Genomic DNA, 21,564 nt, shown 5'->3' on the forward strand with positions numbered 1-21,564 from the left:
ACCGCCCGGCGGCGGAGACGGGGAGCTTTTCCCGGCCTCGGCCCCTACGAGACGTATGACCGACGACGGGCGTTACCGCGTGCTCGCCGTCCCCGAGGCCGGGACGGTGCGATTGCTGGATCTGGAGACGTACGAACCGATCGTGACCGCCGGCGAGGGCCACGACGCGCCCGTCGAGGACCTCCGACCCGGCTACCTCGTCGACGCGAGCCTCGACTGGTCGAACCCGGAGCCGACGGTGGCGGCGCTGTCGGTCCGCCGTCCGACCCGCTATGCGTTCGCCGACGGGATCGAGCCGGTGTTCGACGTCGCGGCCGACGCGTGGGACGAGGCGCGGGCGGCCGGCGACTCGATGAACAGTCGCGTGACCCGCAACACCGACAGCGAGGTCAACGGCGTCCTCTACGTGTTCGCCGAGGACGGCACCACCTTCGAGTCGTTCCGCGACGGCACCCGGCCGCTCGAACCGCTGATCGAGAAGGTCAACGACAGCGAGGGGTCGGCGCCCCGCGAGGTGTTCGTGCTCAGACCCGCCGGCGGGGAGTTCGTGATCGTCACGATCGCGCTCCGGAAGGACGGGCAGTTCGCCGAGACGCTCCGGGACACCTACGATCGGCCGGCGCCGTCCGAACCGCTGGCGTAGGCGGCGAGATTGGCGGGTCGGCGAACCTCAAGCCGCCACTGACGGCGAGGGGGCTACGCCGTTCGCTCGACCGCCGGGCGGTGTTCGTCGAACGCCGCCTCGACGCCGGCCCAGTCGAGCGGGGGTTCGAGGCCCTCGGTCGCGTCCTCGAAGGCGTCGAGTCGGTCGCCAAAGCGGTCGCTCCACGACTCGCGGGCGAGGCCGTCGAGCCGACCGCGGAGATCGGTCAGGCGGCCGTCGGTGCGGTCGAGTCGGTCGCCGAGGTCGTCGAGGTCGGTCTCGGGCGCCGGGCCGGGCGCGTCGTCGCCGGCCTCGCGGTCGGCCCACGCCCGGAGGTCAGCGAGTTCGGCCCGCACGTCCGCGAGCAGAAGCTCCGCCACCCGCGTCCGGAGCGTCGCGTCGGCCCAGACGGCCCCGTCCGGGGTGGAATCGGCGCGCGCCTCGGCGGGCGCCGACCCCACGTCGTCGACCGCGGCCGACAGGTCGTCCAGCGTGGCCTCGATCGTCTCGACGTCCGTTTCGAGCTCGCGGACCCGAACCGACGGGGTCGAGAGCCACCGCTGGAACGATTCGAGGTCGAGCTTGAGCTGGTCGGCGGCCCGCTGGGCGCGGGTGGCGTCGCCGGTGAGTCGTCGGATCTCGGCCGCCGTCTCGTAGAGACCGGCGTCCGCGCCGTCGGGGCCGACCAGCGTGTCGAGCCGATCGCCGAGTTCGGCCGTCCGGTCCTCGACGGACGCGAGTCGCGCCTCGAACGCGTCGAGCCGGGTCCCGACGCTGTCGAGGTCGGTGACCGGCTCGGCCGCGTCCCGGGCGTCTCCGAGCGCGATCGCCGCCATCTCGACCCGCGTTTCGGGCGTCGAGACGACTTTCGACGCGTGAGCGAGCGCCGCCTCGACCCCCTCGCGGGTCACGACGCCGTCGGTGGCCACGCGTTCGAGCGCCGCCCGCACCGCCTCGGGGTCGCGGCCGTCCTCACGCCGGACGATCGCCGTGACCGCGTCGTCGACCGATCGGCCTTCGATCGACTCGCCCGTCCCTCGACCGTCGTCGGTGTGCATGGGCGGCAGTTTCACCGACGCCCCGTTATATCTTACGTCAGTTACCTATTTACTGCTCTATAGGACAATATATCGGGACAGAGCGGGTACGTACGGCTCCGTTACCGTATGAGGAGGTCGTAGTGGTGCGTACCACGGTATTCCGCTATTATAAACGAGTTTAGTGTACTCCGGCGACGGTCCACTCGATGACGGAGGACCAGCAACGATTCGGCGGCGTATCACGGCGGAAATTCCTCGCGACGTCCGGAGCCATCGGCGCCGCGGGGCTGGCCGGCTGTTCCGGGAGCCAGAGCGACGACACCTCGACGACCGCGGAGAGCGGGTCGACCGAGACCGAAGCGACCGACGACGAGGAGACCGAGCCAGAGACCGAGACCGAATCGGGCGGGATGGACACGTCGATGCTCACCGCCGAGGGGTCCTCGACGGTGTACCCGATCTCGAACAAGGGCAGTTCCTACTGGAACTCCAACGCGCCCGCGAGCGACGGCGAGTACTGGGGGTCGAACGACGAGACCTCGGTCCCCGGATGGGACCAGATCGAGACCGACATGCGGCTCGCCGACTACTTCGCGAGCCGGTACGGCTTCGAGCCGACCGGCCAGCAGGCGACCCCGCCGTTCGCGACCAGCGTCGCGCTGAGCCACTCGGGAACCGGCTGTAAGTCGGTCCGGGACGGGCTCGTCGACATCGGCAACTCCTCGGGTCCGATCACCGCGGAACTCGGCATCAGCGACGCCAAGGCCAAAGAAGAGTACGTCGACCACGTCGTCGGTCGCGACGGCCAGCCCGTGTTCGTGAGCCAGAACATCTACGACAGCGGCGTCACCCAACTCACCGGCGAAGAGGTCCGGGGCATCTACCAGGGCGAGATCTCGAACTGGAACGAGGTCGGCGGCCCGGACCAAGAGATCTACGTGGTCGGTCGGGCCGAGGGATCGGGCACCGACACGTCGTTCCGGCTCAACATGCTCGGCGACGCCGACGCGCCGATGGACGTCGACACCCGAAAGGGCCAGAACCAGCAGGTCAAGACCGTCCTCCAGCAAAACGACAACGCCATCGGCTACATGGCGCTTGCGTTCCAGTCGGAGGGCATCAAGCCCGTCGCGATCAATTTCGAGGGAACGGTGTACAAGCCTGACAAGAGCGCGGAGAACACGATCTTCGACAGCTCGTACCCGCTCAACCGCGACCTTCACATGTACACCAAGAAGACCGACGAGACGCCGGACGGGACCGACATGCGCGAGGCGGCGTTCATCAACATGTTCCTGACCGACTTCGGCCAGCAGGTGTTCGTCGAGGGCGTCGAGTACATCCCGCTGCCCGAGAAGGACATCGAGGCCGAGAAGGCGAAGTTGCCCGACCAGCCCTGATCGCGACCGGGGTCGGCAGTCGCCGGCTCGACCCGTCTCGAAACCACTCCTGACACCTCTCATTCGAAATGTCATCTGTAACTGACGCCGACCCTGCTGACTGGCGCGCGACGGCGCGGCGGCGGCTGACCCGAGCCCGAGATTTCGTCGACGAGACCGACCGGTCTGCGCTCGCCGCGGTCAGCATCGGCTCGCTGGCGCTGCTGGCGATGCTCGTGGGCTTTCTCACGATGTCGCCGCTGACGGTCGTCCCGTTCGTCGCGTTCGTAGTAGCGGTCGGCTACGGCTGGCTTCGGCACCAAGCACTGACCGCACACGCGGTGACCCTCGCGATGACCGCGTCGACGATCCTCATCCTCGGGCTCATCACGGTGTACATCTTCCTCGAAGCGTGGCCCGTCTTCGAGTACGCCTCGGTCGAGGTCTTGGGCGTGAGCGTTCCGGGCCTGCGACTGTTCACCGAGACGCTGTGGAGCCCGGTGAGCGAACCGATCGGCTACTCGCTGGTTCCGATGATCCACGGTACGGTCATGGTGACCGTGATCGCGACGGCCGTGGCGGGACCGCTGGGCGTCGCGGCCGCCCTGTTCGTGAGCGAGATCGCGCCGCCGACGGTGCGCGAACTCGTCAAGCCCGGCATCGAGATCCTCGCGGGCATCCCCTCGATCGTGTACGGCTTCATCGGGTTCACGATAATCAGCCCGTGGGCGAGCGACCAGTTCGCGCTCAACGGGCAGGGGACCTACCTCTTCGTCGGGATGGTCGTCGGACTGATGGCGCTCCCGACGGTGGTCTCGGTCGCCGAGGACGCGCTCAACAGCGTGCCCGAGTCGATGAAGAGCGGGTCGCTCGCGCTCGGGACGACCGACTGGCAGACCATGACGACGATCACGTTCCCGGCGGCGTTCTCTGGGGTCTCGGCCGCGGTGTTGCTCGGCGTGGGTCGGGCCATCGGCGAGACGATGGCCGCCACCGTCATGCTTCGCAACAGCCCCGCGCTCCCCGAACCGCTGTACAACGCCTTCTACGGTTACGAGACGCTCACGTCGCTGATCGCTGCGCGGTACGGCACCGCTCACGGGCTCCAGTTCAACGCGCTGTTTGCGGCCGGGGTCGTGCTGTTCGTGACGGTGCTTTTCCTCAGCGTCGGCTCCCAGCTCGTCGAGAAGCGCATGCGCCGTGAGCTCGGGGGTGAGGAGTGATGAGCCGCGTCACCGAGAGCGCCCTGATCCGCGAGGAGACCTCGACGCTCGAAGCGATCGCCGGGGTCGCGATCTGCCTGTGTGCACTGCTGTTCGCGCTCGCGATGGCCGCGCTGTTCGAGGTCGTCACGGTGACCGACTCCGTGGCGGGGCTCCCGATGAGCAACGTGCTCGGCGGACTGCTCGCGGTCGTCGGCGTCGTCGTCGTCGGGTTCGGCGCGGCGTCGTACCGCGGCCTCGTTCCGACGGAGCCGCGAGCGAGCGCCGGCGCGGTCGCGGCGACTGCCTTCTCGGCAATCTGGTTCGTCGTCGGCGGACTCGTCGCCTCCCAGACGCTGGGACTCGGGCTCGCGGGCGGACTGCTCGGCGGCGGCCTGATCGGCGGGATCGCGTTCGCGGTGACCGCGATCCCGCGCGAAGACGTCGGCTCGACCCTGCCGGCGGGCGCGCTGGCGCTCCTCGCGGGCGGGGCGTTGCTCACCGGCGTCATCGGTCCGGGCTGGTCGTGGGCGCCGTTCGACCTCAACGCGACGTTCTTCCCGCCGATCGTCGTGCCGGCGGTGGTCATGTTCTGTTCGCTCCTCGGCGGGTGGGCCGCCGCGAAAGCCTACGGCGGCTTCGGCGCCCGCGGCCGCCACCTCGGCGCCTACCTCCTCGTCTATCTGAATGCCCTCGCGATCGTCGCGGTCCTCGTCGGACTGGTCGCGTTCGTCGTGTTCAAGGGCGCGCCCGGCGTGTTCGAGGGCGTCACGGTCGCGGCAGGCGCCGGCCCGTCGACGACCGTCTCGGCGTTCGGGTTCAGTCACACCGTCGTCTGGCCGGTGTCGTGGCCGTTCCTCACGAACGGCGCGGCGCTGATGAACGACGTCGACGGCGTTCTGCCGGCCATCGTCGGCACGGTGTGGCTGGTCGTCGGCTCGGTGCTGTTTGCGGTCCCGCTGGGCGTCGGGGCGGCGGTGTTCCTGAGCGAGTACGCAGAACAGGGCCGGTTCACGCAGGTCGTCGAGATTGCGACCAACGGCCTCTGGAGTACGCCCAGCATCGTGTTCGGGCTGTTCGGCTACGCGTTCCTCCTACCGCGGTTCGGCGGGGAGAAATCCCTGCTGTCGGGCATGCTCACGCTGGGGTTCATGTTGCTCCCGCTGGTCGTCATCACGAGCCGCGAGGCGATGCTCTCGGTGCCCGACGAGTACCGCGACGCGAGCGCCGCGCTCGGGGTCTCGAAGTGGCAGACCATCCGAAGCGTCGTGCTCCCGGCCGCGCTTCCGGGCGTCGTCACGGGCGTCATCCTCGGGGTCGGACGCATCGCGGGCGAGACCGCGCCCATCCTGCTCACGATGGCGGGCGGGACGTTCGTCCCCGGCAGTCAGACGGTCGACGTCATCGGCGGCTTCCAGTTCACGGCCTCGCCGCCGTTCGTCGCCAACCCGGCGCTACTGGAGGCCACCAGCGCGCTCCCCTACCAGGTGTACGCGCTCGTCACCGCGGGCGTCGGCGGAAGCCAACTCAACGACCCCGAGGCGTTCGCGTGGGGGACCACGCTGGTGTTGCTCGCGGTCGTGCTGTCGTTCTACGCGGTCGGCATCGTTACCAGATACTACTTCCGGAGGAAGCTACACCAATGAGCGAGACAAAATCGACGATCCAGACGGAGAGCAACCCCGACCGACCGGTCTCGACGACGACCGGCGAGACCGAAGAGGAGGTCCGAAGCGAGTGGCGCGAGTACGCGTTCGACGGCGAGCCGAAGCTGTCGGTCGAGAACCTCGACGTGTACTACGGCGACGACCACGCGCTTCGAGACGTGTCGATAGACATCCCCGAGGAGAGCGTGACCGCGCTCATCGGCCCGTCGGGCTGTGGGAAGTCGACGTTCCTCCGGTGTCTCAACCGGATGAACGACCGGATCAAGAGCGCGCGCGTCGACGGGTCGGTCGAGGTCGACGGCGAGGAGATCTATCAGGACGGGACGAACCTCGTCGAACTCCGCAAGCGGGTCGGGATGGTGTTCCAGAATCCGAACCCGTTCCCGAAGTCGATCCGGGACAACGTCTCCTACGGGCCGCGCAAGCACGGCGACATCGACACCGGCGTGCTGGCCGGACTGCTCGGACGATCGAACGAGGAGCGGGAGGCCGAACTGGTCGAGCGCTCGCTAAAACAGGCCGCCCTCTGGGACGAGGTCGACGACCGGCTCGACGACAACGCGATGGGGCTCTCGGGCGGCCAGCAACAGCGCCTCTGTATCGCGCGGTGTCTCGCGGTCGATCCGGAGGTCATCCTGATGGACGAGCCCGCGAGCGCGCTCGACCCCATCGCCACCGCGAAGATCGAGGACCTGATCGACGAGCTCGCCCAGGAGTACACGGTCGTGATAGTCACCCACAACATGCAGCAGGCCGCCCGCATCTCCGACCAGACCGCCGTCTTCCTCACCGGCGGGAACCTCGTCGAGTACGGCGAGACCGATCAGGTGTTCGAGAACCCCGAGAGCCAGCGGGTCGAAGACTACATCACCGGGAAGTTCGGGTGATCCGCGTGGACACCGACGCGGGGGTCCGGACCCGGAAGCTCCAGAAGGTCGGCGGCTCGACCTACACCGTCTCGGTCCCCAAAGAGTGGGCGCGCGAGCAGGGGCTGGAGGCCGGCGCACAGATCCACCTCTACGCCCACGGCGACGGCTCGCTGGTCGTCCGGAGCTCCGAGAGGGACGGCGGGGAGCTGGCCGCGACGCGCCTCGAGGTCGACGGCGAGAGCGACGAGTCGATCGAACGGGCGGTCGAGGCCGCCTACGCCGCCGGATTCGAGGAGATCGAGCTCGTCCCGACCGACTCGTTCACGCCGGCACAGCGCCGGACGGCCGACTCGCTCGCGCGGACGCTGGTCGGCGCCGAGGTCATCGAGGCCGGCGCCGACCGAATCGCGATCCGAAATCTGCTCGACTCCGCGGACGTGTCGGTCAGGCAGTCGCTGGTCCAGCTCCAGTTCGCGGCGCTCGCGGTCCACCGGACCGCGACCGAGGCGGTAATCGCCGACGCCTCCGTCGACGGGCTCGACGCGAGGGCGGCGGAGGTCGACCGGCTGTTCGAGATGATCACGCGCCACTTCAATCGGTCGCTGACCGATTTCGCCGAGCTCGACCGGCTCGGCGTCGGCCGGACGACGCTGTTCGAGTACTACCGGACCGCCCGCCAGCTCCGGCGGGTCGCCGACGCCGCCGTCGAAATCGGAGCGGTCGCCGACCGGCTCGACGAGCCCGTCCCCGACGCGACCGTGCCCGAGGTCGAGTCGCTCGCCGCGGACGCCAGACGCGTCGTCGAGGACGCAAGCGACGCCGTGCTCGACGACTGTGGGACCGACATCGCCCACCGGGTGCTCGATCGCCGCGAGGAGACGGTCGCGGCCGTCGAGGCGGTCGACCGCGCGCTGTTCGAGCGGTCGCCCGCCGAGGCCCACCGCCTGAACGGGGTGCTCGACGGACTCGCCGCGACCGCCGAGAGCGGCGGCGAGATCGCCGAGATCGCCGTCCGGTCGGCGATCCGAAACGGCGAGTGATCGCGACGACCGCCGTCAGTCGACGCGGCCCCGGCGCTCGACGAAGTCGACGACCGCCTCGGTCTCCTGGAAGCCGTCGACGAGTCGGTCGACCGGCTCGCCGTCGGCGAACAGCAGGAGCGTCGGGACGCTTCGCACGTCGTAGGTCTCGATCAGATCGAGGTCCTCGCGGGGGTTGAGCAGTCCGACCGCGGCGTCGGTCGCGCGGGCGACGTTGCCCACGACCGGTTCGATGGCCTGACAGAGGGGACACCCCTTCGTGTAGAAGTCCACCAGCGCGAGGTCGTGGTCGGCCACGAACGCCGCGAGGTCGTCGCCGTCGTCGAGCCGGACGGGCGTGTCGGGCTCGGGGTCGGTTGTCTCTTGCACGCCCGTCCGTAGGGGCCGGGGACCGTTAGGGCTTCCGTCGGGGCGGATCGACGAACTCGACGGCGACACGTCCACCCGGGGACGGCGCGCTCGTCGCCGATCGGTTCCGAGGGGTATTTCGGCCTCCGCCCCCTGAAACTCGCCCATGGACGCGGCGCTGGGGGTACCCGAGAAGATGGCCGACCGCGGCGAGGAGCTGACGCCGATGCTGAGCCAGTACCGGGCGCTCTGCGAGCGGTACGACGACTCGCTCGTGCTGTTTCAGGTGGGGGACTTCTACGAGACGTTCTGCGAGGCGGCGGAGGCGACCGCCCGACTGCTCGAGATCACCCTGACCCAGCGCGAGGACTCGACCGGCACCTACCCGATGGCGGGCATCCCCATCGACAACGCCGAGTCGTACATCGAGACGCTGCTGGACGCCGGCTACCGGGTCGCGGTCGCCGATCAGGTTCAGGACCCCGACGAGACCACCGGCGTGGTCGACCGGGCGGTGACCCGGATCGTCACGCCCGGCACGCTGACCGAAGACGAACTGCTTGCGACCGACGACAACAACTTCGTCGCCTGCCTGACCGAGGACCCCGATCGGTTCGGGCTCGCGCTGCTCGACGTCTCGACCGGCGACTTCTACGCGACCAGCGCGCGCCGGGAGACGACGATCGCCGACGAGGTGAGCCGGTTCGCGCCGGCCGAGGCGGTCGTCGAGCCCGGGGTCGAGGCCGACCCCTTCGACGCCGACTGCATGGTGTCGCCGTACGACGCCGGGGCGTTCGAGCCCGGGGCGGCCGCCGAGACGGTCGCGACGTACTTCGGCTCGCCCGACGCCCGGCTGGCCGCCGACGCCGAGGTCCGGGCCTGCGGCGCGCTGTTGGCGTACGCCGAGTACGCCAGGAGCGGGCAGGACGACCGGCTCGATTACATCAACCACCTCACCCGCTACGAGCCCCGCGAGTACATGCTGCTCGATCGGGTCGCTCTCTCCAGTCTGGAGCTGTTCGAGCGCCGGACGGTCCACGGCGACGCGGAGGTGACCCTGCTCGGCGTCCTCGACGAGACCTCGTGTGCGATGGGAAGCCGGGAGCTCAAAGACTGGCTCCGGCGGCCGCTGGTCGACCCCGACCGGATCGAGGCGCGCCTCGACGCGGTCGAGGAGTGGACCCGCAACGTCCGCGAGCGCGAGGCGGCCCGCGAGACGCTCCGGGACGTCTACGACATCGAGCGGCTCATCGCCCGGATCTCGCGGGGGCGAGCCGACGCCCGGGACCTGCGGTCGCTGAAAGACACCCTCGACGCGGTGCCCGATCTCAGGGAGACGCTGTCGGGGTTCGACTCGGAGACGCTCGCCGCGCTCCGAGCCGACCTCGACGAACTCGAAGACGTCCGGGCGCTGATCGACGACGCCATCAGGCCCGATCCCGCCCGCGAGATAACCGAAGGCGAGGTCATAAACCCCGAGTACGACGCGGAGCTGGCCCGACTGCGCGAGACCGAGCGCGAGGGGAAAGCGTGGATCGACGACCTCGAGGCCCAGGAGCGCGAGCGGACCGGCATCGACTCGCTGAAGGTAGGCCACAACTCGGTCCACGGCTACTACATCGAGGTGACCAACGCCAACCTCGATTCGGTGCCCGACGACTACACCCGACGCCAGACGCTCAAAAACTCCGAGCGGTTCTACACGCCCGAGCTCAAGGAGCGCGAGGACGAGATCCTCCGGGCCGAGAGCCGGGCCGACGACCTCGAACACGAGCTGTTCCGGGAGGTCCGGTCGGCGGTCGCCGCCGAGTCCGAGCGCGTGCAGGCGGTCGCGGCGGCACTGGCCGAACTCGACGTGCTCGCCGCCCTCGGCGAGGTGGCGGCCACCCGCGACTACGTCCGACCCGAGATCGGCGGCGACGGGATCGAGATCGAGGGTGGGCGCCACCCAGTGGTCGAGCGCACCCAGCAGTCGTTCGTCCCCAACGACACGCGCCTCGACTCCGAGCGGTCGTTCGCGGTCGTGACCGGCCCGAACATGTCGGGGAAGTCGACGTACATGCGACAGGTCGCGCTCGTCACGGTGTTAGCCCAGACCGGGAGCTTCGTGCCGGCGGCGAGCGCCCGGATCGAGCCGGTCGATCGGGTGTTCACCCGGGTGGGCGCGAGCGACGACATCGCGGGCGGCCGGTCGACGTTCATGGTCGAGATGACCGAACTGGCCTCGATCCTCCGGAGCGCGACCGCGGACTCGCTGGTCTTGCTCGACGAGGTCGGACGGGGCACTAGCACCACCGACGGGCTCGCGATCGCCCGCGCGGTCACCGAACACGTCCACGACGAGATCGGCGCGCTGACGCTGTTTGCGACCCACCACCACGAGCTGACCGAGACCGCCGCCGAACTCCCGAACGCCTTCAACCTCCACTTCGCCGCCGACCAGACCGCCGGCGAGGTCGCGTTCGACCACGAGGTCCGGCGGGGCGCGGCCACCGCCTCCTACGGCGTGCAGGTCGCCCGGGAGGCCGGTGTCCCCGACGAAGTGGTGGCGCGCTCGACGGAACTGCTCGACGCCGACCGCGGGGGGACCGACCGCGCCGGCGACCCCGACGCCTCCAGCCCGGAACCGGCCCCCGAGGTCGTCGCCGACGGCCCGAAGGACGCGCTCGCGGCCCGCCTCCGGGAGCTCGACGTGGCGACGATGACGCCGCTGGAGGCGATGAACGCGCTCGCCGAACTCAAAGACGAGGTCGAGTGACCCGGCCGGCAGGGTCACTCGGGCGGGCCGAGCGAGACGAACTCCAGTCCCTCCTCGGCCAGCAGGCCGCGCGCCCGGTCGGTCACCGAGGGCGCGACGAGGATGCCGCGGACCTCGGCGTCGGCGTGGAGTTCGCGACCCAGCGCCTCGACGTACCGCGAGAGCTGGCCCGCGGCGTCCGGGCCGACCCGCTTGCGCTTGAGTTCGACCACGACGGTCGCGCCGGCCCGGTCCTCGCCGTAGATGTCGACCGCCCCGGCGGGGGTCTCGCGCTCGGTGGCCAGCGGCGTGAACCCGTCCTCGACCAGCTTCGGGTCGTCGAGGATCCGCTGGCGGAGGTCCTCCTCGGTCCCGGTGAGCGACCGGTCGGCGGGGTCGGCGACGTCGAAGGTCGCGACCTGCTCGACCGACTCGAACGCGACGACCAGTTCCTCGTCGGGCGACGACCGGCGGCTCGCGATCCGGAGGTCGCCGTCCGCGACGGCGGCTTCGTGGGTACATCCCGGCGGCTGCCAGTTGATCGGCTTCTGGCCTTCGTCGGTGTGGACCAGCGCGGTGCCGTCCGGCTTGAGCACCACCAGCCGGTCGCCGGGGCCGAGGCTACTCGCGGCCCGGCCCTCGTAGTCGACCGTACACCGGCCGAAGACGGTGATCATCGCGCCGTCGTCGATCCCGGCCGCGATCCGCCGGCGGGCGGTCTCGGGGTCGGGGCGGACGAGCGCGTCGGCGTCGGCGGGGTCTGCGTCCGGGGCGTCGCCGTCTGCGAGAGTCACGCTCCCGGATAGGCGACCGAGCCACTAAAGCGCCCCGCGTCCGCCGGCGAAGCGACGGCGGTCTCGGGCGCGGGCTCACTCGGGCAGGATCACCTCCCGGTCGCCGGCCCGCGAGCGGACCCGGGCCGAGAGGTACGCGAGCGCGTCCTCGCGCGCGACGGCGCCGCAGTCGAAGGCGTCCCCGACCGCGGCCTTCGTCCCCCGGAACCAGCCCGGCAGGAAGTCGTCGTGGGGCGGCCGGGCCGCGACCAGCGCGCCGTGGCCGACCGTCTCGCTTCGCTCGACGCCGTCGGCGTCGGATTCGAGGCCGAACCAGAGGACGTGGAACGGCGCGACCTCGAAGCCGGCGTCGACGCGGTAGAACGCCTCGTAGCCGAGGAAATCGAGGCGGTCGGCGACGACCGTCTCGAACCCGAGGCCGGTCCCAATCGGGTTGGGGTCGACCGCGAACGCGGTGTCGGCGGCGAACGGCGTCTCGGCCGAGACGTGGCGGGCGAGCGCGAAGTCGGCGCCGCCCCACTGCGAGCGGTGGAGGTCGTAGGTCGGATCGCCGGCCGAGTCGTCGTCGCGGCGGTACGCGAGGAGCGCGCGGTGTCCCATTCGAGGGGAGGTGGCCGCGGCTTCGGACAAAAGGGTACGGACCGGGCGCGCGGCGTCGGCGAGCGCGGCGCCGCGGTCCGGGCGCCGATCTACGAGACGGCGCCGTCTTTGGTCTCTGCGGCCGCGAGGTGCTCGGCGCCCCACTCGGCCATCGCGGAGATGACCGGCCGAAGCGACTCCCCGCGGTCGGTCAGCGAGTACGACACCCGGACGGGCTTTTCGCTCACGATCTCCCGGTCGACCAGCCCCTTCGATTCGAGGTCGTCGAGGCTGTCCGAGAGCACCTTGCTGGAGACGCCGTCGACGTCGTCTTTGAGTTCGTTGAACCCCATCGGGCCGCCGTCGAGCAGGCGGTGGATCACCACGGGGTGCCACTTCTTGCCGAGGATGGTCGCTGTCGCGGTGACCGCACACCAATCCTCCCCCGCACACCACACCGAGAGCGGTTGGTCGGCGTCGCTCATGGCGGGGCCAACGCGATCGCGCCACAAATACTTACCTCGTTCAATCTAGTTACCGATAGTAACTGGTCGGGGAACCGCCACGGATTTGGTCGCGAGCCCCCAACGATCGGTAATGACCGACCTCGGCAAGGTCGACCGAGCGTTCTTCGACGAACAGATCTACCCGCGGCTCGGAGCCGACCGGCCGGACGTGCGCCTCGGGCCGCGACACGGCGTCGACTTCGGCGTGCTCGACGTCGGCGGGCGGGCGGTCGTGGTGGCCAGCGATCCGCTCTCGCTGACCCCCGCGCTCGGCTTCGAGAAGGCGGCGTGGTTCGCGGTCCACGTCGCGCTCTCGGACGCGGCGGTGTCGGGAATCGCGCCCTCGCATCTGGCGGTCACGTTCACCCTGCCGCCCGAGATGACCGACGCGGAGTTCGAGACGGTGTGGGAGACGTTCGACCGCGAGGCCACCGAACTGGGCGTCAGCATCGTGACGGGCCACACCGCCCGCTACGGCGGGTGTCAGTACCCGTGGGTCGGGGGCGCGACCGCGCTCGCGGTCGGCGACCACGACGACCTCGTGCGCCCCGACGGCGCGACCCCGGGCGACCGCCTGCTGGTCACCAAGGGCCCGGGCGTCGAGGTCGCGGGCTTTCTGGTGACGCTGTTCGAGGACGCCGTCGACCTCCCGGCGTCGACGATCGCGGACGCCAAAGAGCGCTTCTACGACATGAGCCCGGTGCGGGACGCGCTGACCGCCGCGGCGGCCGGGCCGGTCACCGCGATGCACGACGCCACCGAGGGCGGCCTCCGAGGCGCGCTGGTCGAGGTGGCCCGAGCGGGCGGGGTCCGACTCGACGTCGAGTCGTCGGCGGTCCCGTCGCTCCCCGGGGTCGAGGCCGCCTGCGAGTTCTTCGAGATCGACCCGTGGGCCGCGACCAGCGAGGGCACGCTGGTGGTATCGGTCGACCCGTCGGGCGTCGACGCGGTGCTGGCGGCGCTCGACGACGAGGGGATCCCGACCGCCGAGATCGGGGCGGTGCGCGACGGCGAGGGCGCGTACGTCGACGGCGAGCGCGTCGAACCCCCGGAGTCGGACCCCTCGTGGGCGGTGTTCGAGGAGTACGCCGAGACGGTCGGACTGGAGTGAGCCCGAGAGGCGGCGCTACCGAGCACTCGCGTCCGGAAAACCGAGTCGGAAACCGGATCGGCCCGATCAGGCGCCGGCTTCCTGAAGCGCCTCTTCGAGTTCGTCGCGCTGGGTGACGCCGACGAACCGCTCGACGACCCCGTCGTCGTTTTCGACCACGATGGTCGGGATCGACCGAACCTGATACTCGTTGGCGACGTCCTGGTGTTCGTCGACGTCGATCTTCTCGAACTCGACGTCGCCCCAGTCGGCCTCCATCTCTTCGAGGATCGGGTCTTGGGTCTTGCACGGGCCACACCAGTCCGCGTAAAAGTCCTTCAGGGTGACAGTCATCTGTAGTCGACCCGACCTACCTGCGCCGCGCGCATAAGGGTTTCCCACCACCCCCGACTTGCCGGAAGCGCAACGAAAGGTTTACGCGACCGGCGGCCGGACGACCGCACATGAGCAGTGGCCAGAACTCGGGCGGGCTGATGTCGAGCGCGGGACTCGTCCGGTACTTCGACGCCGAGGACCGAAACGCCATCCGCATCGACCCCAAGACCATCGTCGCGTTCGGCGTCCTCTTCGGCGTCTTCATCAAGGTCATCAACGTCATGGGCCTGTAAGGCGCCGACGCCGCTCGGAGGTCGATCCGAGACGGACGCTTTTTGCTTCCCGACTTCGTAGCTCCCGCTATGACTCTCCACGCCGGCGTCATCGCCGTGCAGGGCGACGTGACCGAACACGCAGACGCGATCGGCCGGGCGGGCCGGGCCCACGGCCGCGAGGTAGCGGTGACCGAGATCAGGACCGCCGGAACGGTGCCAGACTGCGATCTACTGTTGCTCCCCGGCGGCGAATCGACCGCCATCTCCCGACTGTTGCACTCGGAGGGGATCGCGACCGAGATCGTCGACCACGCCGAGGCGGGCAAGCCCGTGCTGGCGACCTGCGCGGGGCTCATCGTGGCCGCGACCGACGCGGGCGACGACCGGGTCGACAACCTCGGGATCGCGGACGTGACCGTCGAGCGCAACGCGTTCGGCCGCCAGAAAGACAGCTTCGAGGCGCCCCTCGACGTGAAGGGGCTCGACGACCCCTTCCCGGCGGTGTTCATCCGCGCGCCCCGCATCGGCGAGGTCGGCGAAGGTGCCGAGGTGCTGGCCGAGTGGGACGGCCACCCGGTCGCGGTCCGGGACGGCCCGGTGGTCGCCACCTCCTTCCACCCCGAACTCACCCCCGATTCGCGGCTCCACGGGCTGGCGTTCTTCGAGGAGACCGACCGAGCGTCGGCGCCCGCCGGCGAGTAGGGCAGACTTTTCTTGCTGGCCCCCGTCGGCGGACACATGGACGCCGACATCGACGCGGTCCGGGTCGCCATGACCGGCGACGGCCCGGTTCCGGTCGTCGTGCTCGCCCCCGACGGCGAGGACGACGTGCTCCCCATCTTCATCGGCTTCGACGAGGCCGTCAGCATCGCCCGCGGGATGGAGGCCGAGGACATCGGCCGTCCGCTGACCCACGACCTGTTGCTCGACGTGGTCGAGGAACTCGGCGGGCGGGTCACCCGCATCGCGGTCACGTCGCTGGAGGAGGGCACCTACATCGCGGACCTCCACGTCGACACCCCGCGGGGCGAGACGGTCATCGACGCCCGGCCGAGCGACTCGCTCGCGCTGGCGGCCCGCACCAACGCCCCCGTCGAGGTCGCCCCCGAGGTGTTCGAGTCGGGCCGGCGCGACCCCGAGGAGTTCGACGAACTTCGCGAACTCCACGAGGTCTCGGAGGTGGGGCTGTGAGCCGGGACGCCGACACCACCGGCGAGATCATAGACGAACTGTTCGCGGTCATCGAAGACCGCAAGGAGACGCTCCCGGAGGACTCCTACACGGCCTCGCTGTTCCGCCACGAGAAAGGCGAGAACGCGGTGCTGGAGAAGCTCGGCGAGGAGTCGAGCGAGCTCCTGCTGGCCGCGAAAGACGACGACCGCGAGGAGATCGCCCACGAGAGCGCCGACATCGTCTACCACCTGCTGGTGTTGCTGTCGATGAAGGACATGGACGTCGCCGACCTGCGGGCGGAACTGCGCGAGCGGCGATGAGACGGCCGCTCAGTCGGCCGGCTACTTCTTCGCGACGTAGTGGGGGTCTCGCTCGAAGAACCGCCGCACGTCGTCGTGACGGCCCACCACGTCGAGCGGCGTGAACCCGCACTTGCGGAGCTGGAGCCACTGGTGGATCGGGTTCGACAGGTAGATCTCGACCTCGCCGAGCGGGACGCTCTCGACCTTGTACCGCGAGAGAAGCCGGTCGCGGTTCTTCGGACGGAGATAGAGGTCCCACACGTCTTTCAGCGCCTGCAACAGATCGCGCCCGGAGAGCGGGACGAACGGATGCCAGCTGTTGTGCGAGGAAAACACCAGCACGCCGGCGGGATTCAGGACCCGGTAGAGCTCGCGAAGCGCCGCGAGGCGCTCGGCCCGAGGGAGGACGTAGTCGAGTCCGTAGAACGAGAACACGGCGTAGTCGAACGTCGCCGACTCGAAGGGAAGGGTCCGGACGTCCGCGAGCTGGAAGTCGAGGTCCGGCCGGCGGTCGCTCGCGTCGGCCACCAGCGGCCTGCTGACGTCGACGCCGGTCGCGTCGAATCCCCGATCGGCGAGAAGCGAGGCGACTCGGCCGGCGCCACACCCGACGTCGAGCACCGACCCGCCCGGCTCGGTGAAGTACCGCTCGACCGCCGTCCGCTCCTGGGAAAACAGCGCCGCGTCGGCCATCCGATCGGCGTAGAGGTCGACGGCGCGCTCGGTGTGAAACGGCCCGTGGTCGCTCGACTCCGCCGCGGCGTCTCGTTCGTCCGTCACGCGATCTCACTCGTGTCGAGCACGACGCCCCGAGTGATACCAGTTTTGACGCCGGCCGAGTGACGAACCCAAAACCCTACCATCCCTGCGACCCCTACGAGTAGCCATGACCGAAGACGACGACTCGCTGCAGACCCGAGTCGAGCGGTGGCTCACCGGCCAGATGCCCATCATCAGCATGCACGGGGGCGAGAGCGCGGTCCAGAAGGCCGATCCCGAGTCGGGCGAGGTCGTCGTCGAACTCGGCGGCGCGTGCTCGGGGTGTGCGATCAGCCCGCGGACCGCCCAGAACATCAAACTCGATCTCGCGGCCGACTTCGAGGAGGTCGAGGACGTGACCGTCCGGGTCGCCGACGACGGCACCGGCGACTGGGACATCGACCAGCCCGAGAGCGTGATGGGGATCGACCGCAACGAGGGCGGGCGCGGCGGTCGGGGCGAGGGCTCGCCGAGTAGCGACTTCATCTGAGACGAGCGGTTGGGCTCGTTCGGGAACCTCGATCGAAAACACTGCACCCGGCTCTGCTCTCGTGGTGGCTCTGTCGAATCCGAGTGGCTCGCGTATCAGGAGAAGTACTCTCCGGCGCGGCGAGCCGACTCTCTGAGGACCACGACGAGCGTGAGCAACACGCCGACGAAGAACAGCGGCACCAGCGAATCGTCCGCAGGCGCCGTGCCGATAACCGAGAGCTGGATGGCGATCGTCATCAGCAGAACGTCTTTCAGTCTGTCGTCTTTCATTACCGTCGAGAGACGCGATCGGCGTTTACAGGCTTCGGTCGGCGTCGTCCAGCGACCGGCCAGTTCGAACCGGCACGTCGCTCCGGTCGTCGCGTGATCCGCTCGCTCGGGGTGGTTCGGTCACGTTGGGGAGCTAGGGGACCCAACCGAGCACGATCGGAAGACGCCGTTCGCTATTTCAGCGCCGACTCGACGCTCGCGGCCACGCTCCGGGCCTTCCCCGCGAGCGCCTCGGAGACGTCGCCGTCGGCGACCGCGTCGTCGAGTTCGTCGTCGTCGACCCGCCGGACCTCGCCGTCGGGCTGGCGCACCACGTCGACGTGGAGGTCGACGTACCGGGCGGCCCCGGGGAACAGCTCGACGGGCGTACAGACGTTGACGTAGGTGCCCTTCGAGTCGCCGTCCGCGCTCCGGTAGGCGGTCGGGTACCACCACCGACCCTCGCGGAACTTCGTGATCGCCACGTCGCCGGGGTCGCGGGGCGTGCCGAGCGCGTCGTAGACCCCGCTGGCGCCAGACAGCTCCCGGCGGACCGTCACCTTCCCCTCGTCGGGGGTGCAGTCGGTGACCTCGCCGGTCCCGAGCGAGAAGCACCGGCCGTCGGGCTTGCCGTGGCGGATCTTCACCCGATCGCCCTCGGCCGGCCCGAACTGCCGGAGGGTCGCGCCGGTCGGGAACTCCCCGCCCACGCCGCCGATGTCCTCGACGAAGTCGACCGCCGCGCTGGCCGACTCCCGGGCGGCCTTGACGCGGTGGTGGCCGGGCATGGTGGTCGCGACCGCCCGCCGGTCGGCGTCGAGGTCGAACCGCGACTCGCGGCCGAACCACGTCCACTCGGTCGCCGCGGGCGCCCCGAGCCTGCCCACGGCGCCCGACTCGGGGTCGGACGCCCCCGCGAGCGCGTCGTCGAGCGCCTCGGCGCGTTCGAGCGCCGCCGCGAGCGCCGCGTCCATCGCGTCGAGGTCGGCGTCGGCCGCGGCGTGCTCCCACCGGACGCCCCACTCGTCGGGCGGGTCGGTCGGGAGCATCTCGGTGGTCCGGGCGAGTTCGGTCCGGGTCGCCTCGTCGCCGGCCGCGACCACGCTGTCGACGTCCCGCGAGAGCGAAGCGACGCCACCGAAAGTCCGGATCGTCGTCCCGAGCCCCGGTCGGTGGTCGGCCCACGGCGGAACGGGCTCGTGGACCTGCACGCGCACCCGGTCGCCCTCGTCGACCCGCCGGTCGACGTTGCCGTACGGGAGATAGCCCTCCCGCTCCCCGAGGTCGACGACCGCGCCGCCGCCGAGCGCGTCGGTCACCTCGCCGTCGAACACCGCGCCCCGCGGGGCGGGGTCGTCCCACCGAAAGGCGTCGCGGCCGTCCGAGATCGAGTCGGCGATCGCCGCGACCGTCTCCGGGTCGCCGACGACGCCGACACCTTGGCGGTCGTCGGTCGTCTCCACGTCGGCGTCGGCCGGCTCGGCCGGGAACGCGGCGTCGAATCGGTCGCGGATCGGCGGTGACGCCTGGACCACGTCGAACCCGTCCCGGAGGCGCTCGGTGAGCGCGGTGGCGTAGATGCCCCGAATGCGGACCCTGCTCATGGCCGAACGCTCGGGCGGGGCCACTATCGGTCTGACGATTCGGCGAGGGAGGTCACGCTGGCGGTCGCGGGCGTACAAAGAGTCGCGTCGGCGGCGAGTCGGTCCGACCCCGTCAGTCGTCGGCGGCGACGTTCCCGGTCCAGTTCGCCTCGGTGGCGGTCGCCTCGTGGTCGATTTCGGGGGTCGGTTCGTCGGGGGTCTCTGGCTCGTCGGTCGCGGTCTCTCGGTCGTTCGTCTCCTCGCCCGGCGGGGCCGTGTACATGATACCTCGACTGTGACTTCGGTACGACATCGTTACCGATCGATGGCCGGTCCCGAGTGATAAGGCTCGCCCTACCATAATATATGGTATATAGTCACGATCAAGGAATACTAGGCGTCCGCGGGGGCCAGATAATTACTGTTGGGTTACGAAACACCGCCCAATGGGCTCAGAACGCGATCCGGTAGAAGAGGGCGCGACCGACTCCGCGGACCTCTACGACGTCGCTACGTGGGAGAATCGCAGTCGACTCGACTGGCTCTCGACGGGCGTCTACCGGGGGCTCCACGCGTCGACGCGGGTCGGTCTCGTCGTCGTCGCGCTCGTGATCCTCGGGGTCCAGTTCTACCTGACCGGGCTCGCGGCGGTCAGGGACCCGATCATCGGGACGCTGGTCTTGCTGTCGGTGGTGCCGGCGTTCGCGCTGGCGGCCTACATCTGGTACGCGGACGTGACGACATCCGAACCGCTCGCGCTGCTAGTCGGGACGTTCCTGCTCGGCGTGCTGTTCGCGGGGTTCGCGGCCATCGTCAACACCATCGCGAGCGTCGTGACGGTCGTGCCGGTCGTCGGGATGGCGCTTTTTTTCTACCTCGTCGTCGGGCCGGTCGAGGAGACGGTGAAGTGGCTCGCGATCCGGCTCTACGCGTTCCGGGACGACCGCTTCGACGCGGTCATCGACGGTGCTGTGTACGGCGCGATGGCGGGGCTGGGCTTCGCGACCATCGAGAACGCCATCTACATCACACAGGGCATCGGACAGACCTCGACCATCGGCTCGCAGGCCATCGCGGGCGCGACCCAGACCGCCGCGAGCCGACTGCTAGCCGGGCCGGGCCACGTCATCTACTCGGCGTTCGCGGGCTACTACCTCGGGCTGGCGAAGTTCAACCGCGAGAACGCCGGCCCCATCGTGGTGAAGGGGCTGCTCATCGCGACGTTCATCCACGCGACGTACAACACCGCGGTGACCTACCTCCCCGCGATCGTCGATCTCGCGGGCCTCGAAATCTCGACCGGGCTCGCGTTTCTCGGGTTCATCGCGGTCTACGACGGCGTGTTCGGCTACCTCCTTTACCGGAAGATCGCGCGCTACCGGAGCGCGTACAAGCAGACGGACATGGGCCGGCGGGTCAGCTTCGAGGACGCCGACGCCGAGTCGGTCGAGCGCGAGTCGGAGTGAGGCCCGATCAGTCGCCGAGCCCCGAGTCCGCGAGGAGTCGCTCGGCGTACTTCGCGATCACGTCGACTTCGAGGTGGACCGGGTCGCCCGGCTCTTTCTCCGAGAGGTTCGTCACCGCGCGGGTCTCGGGGATGATCGCGACCGAGAACGACTCCTCGTCGCGGTCGGCCACCGTGAGGCTGATCCCGTCGACCGCGACCGACCCCTTGTCGACGACGTACTTGCCCAGATCGGCGGGGAGGTCGAACTCGTACTCCCAGTCTTCGCCGACCTGTCTGACCGCCCCGACGGTCACGGTCCCGTCGACGTGTCCCTGTACGACGTGGCCGTCGAACCGCCCGTCGGCGGGCATCGCGCGTTCGAGGTTCACCGGGTCGCCGGCCTCGACCGCGCCCAGATACGTCTTCTCGACCGTCTCGCTCGCCAGAAACACCTCGAACCACCCGGGGTCGTGGTCCTCGACGGTGAGACAGACCCCGCTGACGCTCACGCTTTGCCCTCGCTGTAGGTCGGCCGCGACCGTCTCGCCCGCGATCCGGAGCCGACGGCCCTCCTCTGTCACGGTGACCTCACGCACCTCGCCCGACTCCTCAACGATTCCGGTAAACATACCAGATTCGTGGCGGCGAGCGGATGAAAAGGGTTCCGGAGTCCGGCGGCGTGACGGCCCGGTCGCAGGCGCGAAGCCGAGGGTGGCGCTGGCGGCCGACGTCCCGCCAGGGGCGCCCGCGAGCCGCGGGTTTTTATCGGCCCGCGAGCAAGGAGGTGGTGATGAGCAAACCGGGTATCATCGCCACGATACAGCTCGCGGGGACGCTCGTGTTGGCCCTCCCGGTGGGGCTGCTCGGCGTCGAGAAGCTGTTGGCGGGCCAGACGGCCGTCGGCGCGGCGTTCGTCGGCGTCGCGGCCCTGATGGTCGCGCTGGAGGAGTATCTGACGACCCCCGGCGACGTGCCGGGGTCGGTCGCTCAGAAGACGCTCGGAAAGGTCGCGAAGACGCCCGACGACGAGGAGTGACCCCCTGTCGGTGCGAAG

General features: G+C 69.9%; 26 protein-coding genes. 15 read left to right on the forward strand and 11 right to left on the reverse strand.

Annotation, left to right across the window (positions count from 1 at the left end; all coding sequences use genetic code 11):
* Positions 1-55: 55 nt before the first annotated feature.
* Positions 56-643, forward strand: a complete 588-nt coding sequence (locus EPL04_RS03835) for a DUF6663 family protein (protein ID WP_134669572.1) — start codon at positions 56-58, stop codon at positions 641-643.
* A gap of 53 nt (positions 644-696) precedes the next feature.
* Here the strand turns inward: EPL04_RS03835 and EPL04_RS03840 are convergent, their stop codons facing one another.
* On the reverse strand, positions 697-1,701 hold the full coding sequence (locus EPL04_RS03840) for a halo transducer protein (protein ID WP_134669574.1): 1,005 nt from the start codon (positions 1,699-1,701) through the stop codon (positions 697-699).
* A 188-nt stretch (positions 1,702-1,889) separates the two neighbouring features.
* Between EPL04_RS03840 and EPL04_RS03845 the strand changes: the two genes are divergently transcribed.
* The 5 genes from EPL04_RS03845 (at position 1,890) to EPL04_RS03865 (ending at position 7,840) form a co-directional block, all read left to right on the forward strand.
* The gene (locus tag EPL04_RS03845; RefSeq protein ID WP_134669576.1) at positions 1,890-3,083 is read left to right on the forward strand and encodes a PstS family phosphate ABC transporter substrate-binding protein; all 1,194 of its coding nucleotides are present in this window, start codon (positions 1,890-1,892) and stop codon (positions 3,081-3,083) included.
* Positions 3,084-3,151: 68 nt separating this feature from the next.
* Positions 3,152-4,285 (forward strand): phosphate ABC transporter permease subunit PstC, encoded by a 1,134-nt coding sequence (pstC, locus tag EPL04_RS03850; protein WP_134669578.1) that lies wholly within the window; start codon positions 3,152-3,154, stop codon positions 4,283-4,285.
* Positions 4,285-5,910 carry a phosphate ABC transporter permease PstA gene (gene pstA / locus EPL04_RS03855; RefSeq protein ID WP_134669580.1) on the forward strand — a complete coding sequence of 542 codons (1,626 nt, stop codon included), beginning with the start codon at positions 4,285-4,287 and terminating at the stop codon, positions 5,908-5,910. Before pstC ends, pstA begins: the two co-directional genes overlap by 1 nt.
* Positions 5,907-6,818, forward strand: coding sequence for a phosphate ABC transporter ATP-binding protein PstB (gene pstB / locus EPL04_RS03860; RefSeq protein ID WP_134669582.1), 912 nt, complete (start codon positions 5,907-5,909; stop codon positions 6,816-6,818). Before pstA ends, pstB begins: the two co-directional genes overlap by 4 nt.
* 5 nt (positions 6,819-6,823) lie before the next feature.
* Positions 6,824-7,840: an AbrB/MazE/SpoVT family DNA-binding domain-containing protein gene (locus EPL04_RS03865; protein WP_134669584.1), complete on the forward strand. Its 1,017-nt coding sequence runs from the start codon at positions 6,824-6,826 to the stop codon at positions 7,838-7,840.
* A 15-nt stretch (positions 7,841-7,855) separates the two neighbouring features.
* Here EPL04_RS03865 and EPL04_RS03870 read toward each other — a convergent pair whose 3' ends face one another.
* Positions 7,856-8,209, reverse strand: coding sequence for a thioredoxin family protein (locus EPL04_RS03870; protein WP_245154519.1), 354 nt, complete (start codon positions 8,207-8,209; stop codon positions 7,856-7,858).
* Positions 8,210-8,354: 145 nt separating this feature from the next.
* Between EPL04_RS03870 and mutS the strand changes: the two genes are divergently transcribed.
* Positions 8,355-10,946: a DNA mismatch repair protein MutS gene (gene mutS / locus EPL04_RS03875; protein WP_134669587.1), complete on the forward strand. Its 2,592-nt coding sequence runs from the start codon at positions 8,355-8,357 to the stop codon at positions 10,944-10,946.
* A gap of 14 nt (positions 10,947-10,960) precedes the next feature.
* Here mutS and nucS read toward each other — a convergent pair whose 3' ends face one another.
* The 3 genes from nucS to EPL04_RS03890 all read right to left on the reverse strand — a co-directional run bounded on the left by nucS (position 10,961) and on the right by EPL04_RS03890 (position 12,783).
* A complete protein-coding gene (gene nucS / locus EPL04_RS03880; RefSeq protein ID WP_134669589.1) occupies positions 10,961-11,719 on the reverse strand; it encodes an endonuclease NucS in 759 nt (252 codons plus the stop codon).
* Positions 11,720-11,794: 75 nt separating this feature from the next.
* Positions 11,795-12,319, reverse strand: a complete 525-nt coding sequence (locus EPL04_RS03885; RefSeq protein ID WP_134669591.1) for a DUF6735 family protein — start codon at positions 12,317-12,319, stop codon at positions 11,795-11,797.
* An 89-nt stretch (positions 12,320-12,408) separates the two neighbouring features.
* Complete coding sequence (locus EPL04_RS03890; RefSeq protein ID WP_134669593.1) at positions 12,409-12,783, reverse strand: winged helix-turn-helix transcriptional regulator; 375 nt, start codon at positions 12,781-12,783, stop codon at positions 12,409-12,411.
* Positions 12,784-12,895: 112 nt separating this feature from the next.
* Here EPL04_RS03890 and EPL04_RS03895 point away from each other — a divergent pair, with 112 nt between their 5' ends.
* Positions 12,896-13,915, forward strand: a complete 1,020-nt coding sequence (locus tag EPL04_RS03895; RefSeq protein WP_134669595.1) for an AIR synthase family protein — start codon at positions 12,896-12,898, stop codon at positions 13,913-13,915.
* Between the two features lie 66 nt (positions 13,916-13,981).
* Here the strand turns inward: EPL04_RS03895 and EPL04_RS03900 are convergent, their stop codons facing one another.
* Positions 13,982-14,248: a thioredoxin family protein gene (locus EPL04_RS03900; RefSeq protein ID WP_134669597.1), complete on the reverse strand. Its 267-nt coding sequence runs from the start codon at positions 14,246-14,248 to the stop codon at positions 13,982-13,984.
* Positions 14,249-14,358: 110 nt separating this feature from the next.
* On the opposite strand from EPL04_RS03900, the gene EPL04_RS03905 reads away from it, so the two are divergent.
* The 4 genes from EPL04_RS03905 to hisE all read left to right on the forward strand — a co-directional run bounded on the left by EPL04_RS03905 (position 14,359) and on the right by hisE (position 15,998).
* On the forward strand, positions 14,359-14,523 hold the full coding sequence (locus tag EPL04_RS03905) for a preprotein translocase subunit Sec61beta (protein ID WP_134669599.1): 165 nt from the start codon (positions 14,359-14,361) through the stop codon (positions 14,521-14,523).
* Positions 14,524-14,592: 69 nt separating this feature from the next.
* Positions 14,593-15,207, forward strand: a complete 615-nt coding sequence (pdxT, locus tag EPL04_RS03910; RefSeq protein ID WP_134669601.1) for a pyridoxal 5'-phosphate synthase glutaminase subunit PdxT — start codon at positions 14,593-14,595, stop codon at positions 15,205-15,207.
* 36 nt (positions 15,208-15,243) lie between these two features.
* Complete coding sequence (locus tag EPL04_RS03915) at positions 15,244-15,696, forward strand: bifunctional nuclease family protein (RefSeq protein ID WP_134669603.1); 453 nt, start codon at positions 15,244-15,246, stop codon at positions 15,694-15,696.
* Positions 15,693-15,998 (forward strand): phosphoribosyl-ATP diphosphatase, encoded by a 306-nt coding sequence (hisE, locus tag EPL04_RS03920; protein ID WP_134669605.1) that lies wholly within the window; start codon positions 15,693-15,695, stop codon positions 15,996-15,998. Before EPL04_RS03915 ends, hisE begins: the two co-directional genes overlap by 4 nt.
* 21 nt (positions 15,999-16,019) lie before the next feature.
* Here the strand turns inward: hisE and EPL04_RS03925 are convergent, their stop codons facing one another.
* Complete coding sequence (locus EPL04_RS03925; RefSeq protein WP_134669607.1) at positions 16,020-16,760, reverse strand: class I SAM-dependent methyltransferase; 741 nt, start codon at positions 16,758-16,760, stop codon at positions 16,020-16,022.
* A 106-nt stretch (positions 16,761-16,866) separates the two neighbouring features.
* On the opposite strand from EPL04_RS03925, the gene EPL04_RS03930 reads away from it, so the two are divergent.
* Positions 16,867-17,229, forward strand: coding sequence for a NifU family protein (locus EPL04_RS03930; RefSeq protein ID WP_134669609.1), 363 nt, complete (start codon positions 16,867-16,869; stop codon positions 17,227-17,229).
* Between the two features lie 95 nt (positions 17,230-17,324).
* Here EPL04_RS03930 and EPL04_RS18605 read toward each other — a convergent pair whose 3' ends face one another.
* The 3 genes from EPL04_RS18605 to EPL04_RS18610 all read right to left on the reverse strand — a co-directional run bounded on the left by EPL04_RS18605 (position 17,325) and on the right by EPL04_RS18610 (position 19,346).
* On the reverse strand, positions 17,325-17,501 hold the full coding sequence (locus EPL04_RS18605; protein ID WP_167599403.1) for a hypothetical protein: 177 nt from the start codon (positions 17,499-17,501) through the stop codon (positions 17,325-17,327).
* A 173-nt stretch (positions 17,502-17,674) separates the two neighbouring features.
* Complete coding sequence (locus EPL04_RS03935) at positions 17,675-19,084, reverse strand: DUF402 domain-containing protein (protein WP_134669611.1); 1,410 nt, start codon at positions 19,082-19,084, stop codon at positions 17,675-17,677.
* Positions 19,085-19,196: 112 nt separating this feature from the next.
* On the reverse strand, positions 19,197-19,346 hold the full coding sequence (locus EPL04_RS18610) for a hypothetical protein (RefSeq protein WP_167599404.1): 150 nt from the start codon (positions 19,344-19,346) through the stop codon (positions 19,197-19,199).
* A gap of 163 nt (positions 19,347-19,509) precedes the next feature.
* Here EPL04_RS18610 and EPL04_RS03940 point away from each other — a divergent pair, with 163 nt between their 5' ends.
* Entirely contained in the window at positions 19,510-20,529 is a 1,020-nt protein-coding gene (locus EPL04_RS03940) for a PrsW family intramembrane metalloprotease (RefSeq protein ID WP_134669613.1), read from the forward strand.
* 7 nt (positions 20,530-20,536) lie between these two features.
* Here EPL04_RS03940 and EPL04_RS03945 read toward each other — a convergent pair whose 3' ends face one another.
* Positions 20,537-21,139, reverse strand: a complete 603-nt coding sequence (locus tag EPL04_RS03945) for a riboflavin synthase (RefSeq protein WP_134669615.1) — start codon at positions 21,137-21,139, stop codon at positions 20,537-20,539.
* Between the two features lie 161 nt (positions 21,140-21,300).
* On the opposite strand from EPL04_RS03945, the gene EPL04_RS03950 reads away from it, so the two are divergent.
* On the forward strand, positions 21,301-21,546 hold the full coding sequence (locus EPL04_RS03950) for a DUF7533 family protein (protein WP_134669617.1): 246 nt from the start codon (positions 21,301-21,303) through the stop codon (positions 21,544-21,546).
* Positions 21,547-21,564: the final 18 nt, after the last annotated feature.

Origin of the sequence: Halorussus marinus, assembly GCF_004521895.1 — an archaeon.
Lineage (GTDB): Archaea > Halobacteriota > Halobacteria > Halobacteriales > Haladaptataceae > Halorussus > Halorussus marinus.

Bases quoted from the DNA above. Each gene is read 5' to 3' on its own strand.
- mutS (WP_134669587.1), top strand. From the start codon at position 8,355: ATGGACGCGGCGCTGGGGGTACCCGAGAAGATGGCCGACCGCGGCGAG.
- EPL04_RS03840 (WP_134669574.1), bottom strand. From the start codon at position 1,701: ATGCACACCGACGACGGTCGAGGGACGGGCGAGTCGATCGAAGGCCGA.
- EPL04_RS03900 (WP_134669597.1), bottom strand. From the start codon at position 14,248: ATGACTGTCACCCTGAAGGACTTTTACGCGGACTGGTGTGGCCCGTGC.
- EPL04_RS18610 (WP_167599404.1), bottom strand. From the start codon at position 19,346: ATGTACACGGCCCCGCCGGGCGAGGAGACGAACGACCGAGAGACCGCG.
- EPL04_RS03940 (WP_134669613.1), top strand. From the start codon at position 19,510: ATGGGCTCAGAACGCGATCCGGTAGAAGAGGGCGCGACCGACTCCGCG.
- EPL04_RS03945 (WP_134669615.1), bottom strand. From the start codon at position 21,139: ATGTTTACCGGAATCGTTGAGGAGTCGGGCGAGGTGCGTGAGGTCACC.
- EPL04_RS03915 (WP_134669603.1), top strand. From the start codon at position 15,244: ATGGACGCCGACATCGACGCGGTCCGGGTCGCCATGACCGGCGACGGC.
- EPL04_RS03950 (WP_134669617.1), top strand. From the start codon at position 21,301: ATGAGCAAACCGGGTATCATCGCCACGATACAGCTCGCGGGGACGCTC.
- EPL04_RS18605 (WP_167599403.1), bottom strand. From the start codon at position 17,501: ATGAAAGACGACAGACTGAAAGACGTTCTGCTGATGACGATCGCCATC.
- pstA (WP_134669580.1), top strand. From the start codon at position 4,285: ATGAGCCGCGTCACCGAGAGCGCCCTGATCCGCGAGGAGACCTCGACG.
- EPL04_RS03905 (WP_134669599.1), top strand. From the start codon at position 14,359: ATGAGCAGTGGCCAGAACTCGGGCGGGCTGATGTCGAGCGCGGGACTC.
- EPL04_RS03935 (WP_134669611.1), bottom strand. From the start codon at position 19,084: ATGAGCAGGGTCCGCATTCGGGGCATCTACGCCACCGCGCTCACCGAG.
- EPL04_RS03835 (WP_134669572.1), top strand. From the start codon at position 56: ATGACCGACGACGGGCGTTACCGCGTGCTCGCCGTCCCCGAGGCCGGG.
- pstC (WP_134669578.1), top strand. From the start codon at position 3,152: ATGTCATCTGTAACTGACGCCGACCCTGCTGACTGGCGCGCGACGGCG.
- pdxT (WP_134669601.1), top strand. From the start codon at position 14,593: ATGACTCTCCACGCCGGCGTCATCGCCGTGCAGGGCGACGTGACCGAA.
- EPL04_RS03930 (WP_134669609.1), top strand. From the start codon at position 16,867: ATGACCGAAGACGACGACTCGCTGCAGACCCGAGTCGAGCGGTGGCTC.
- EPL04_RS03895 (WP_134669595.1), top strand. From the start codon at position 12,896: ATGACCGACCTCGGCAAGGTCGACCGAGCGTTCTTCGACGAACAGATC.
- EPL04_RS03885 (WP_134669591.1), bottom strand. From the start codon at position 12,319: ATGGGACACCGCGCGCTCCTCGCGTACCGCCGCGACGACGACTCGGCC.
- pstB (WP_134669582.1), top strand. From the start codon at position 5,907: ATGAGCGAGACAAAATCGACGATCCAGACGGAGAGCAACCCCGACCGA.
- EPL04_RS03845 (WP_134669576.1), top strand. From the start codon at position 1,890: ATGACGGAGGACCAGCAACGATTCGGCGGCGTATCACGGCGGAAATTC.
- EPL04_RS03890 (WP_134669593.1), bottom strand. From the start codon at position 12,783: ATGAGCGACGCCGACCAACCGCTCTCGGTGTGGTGTGCGGGGGAGGAT.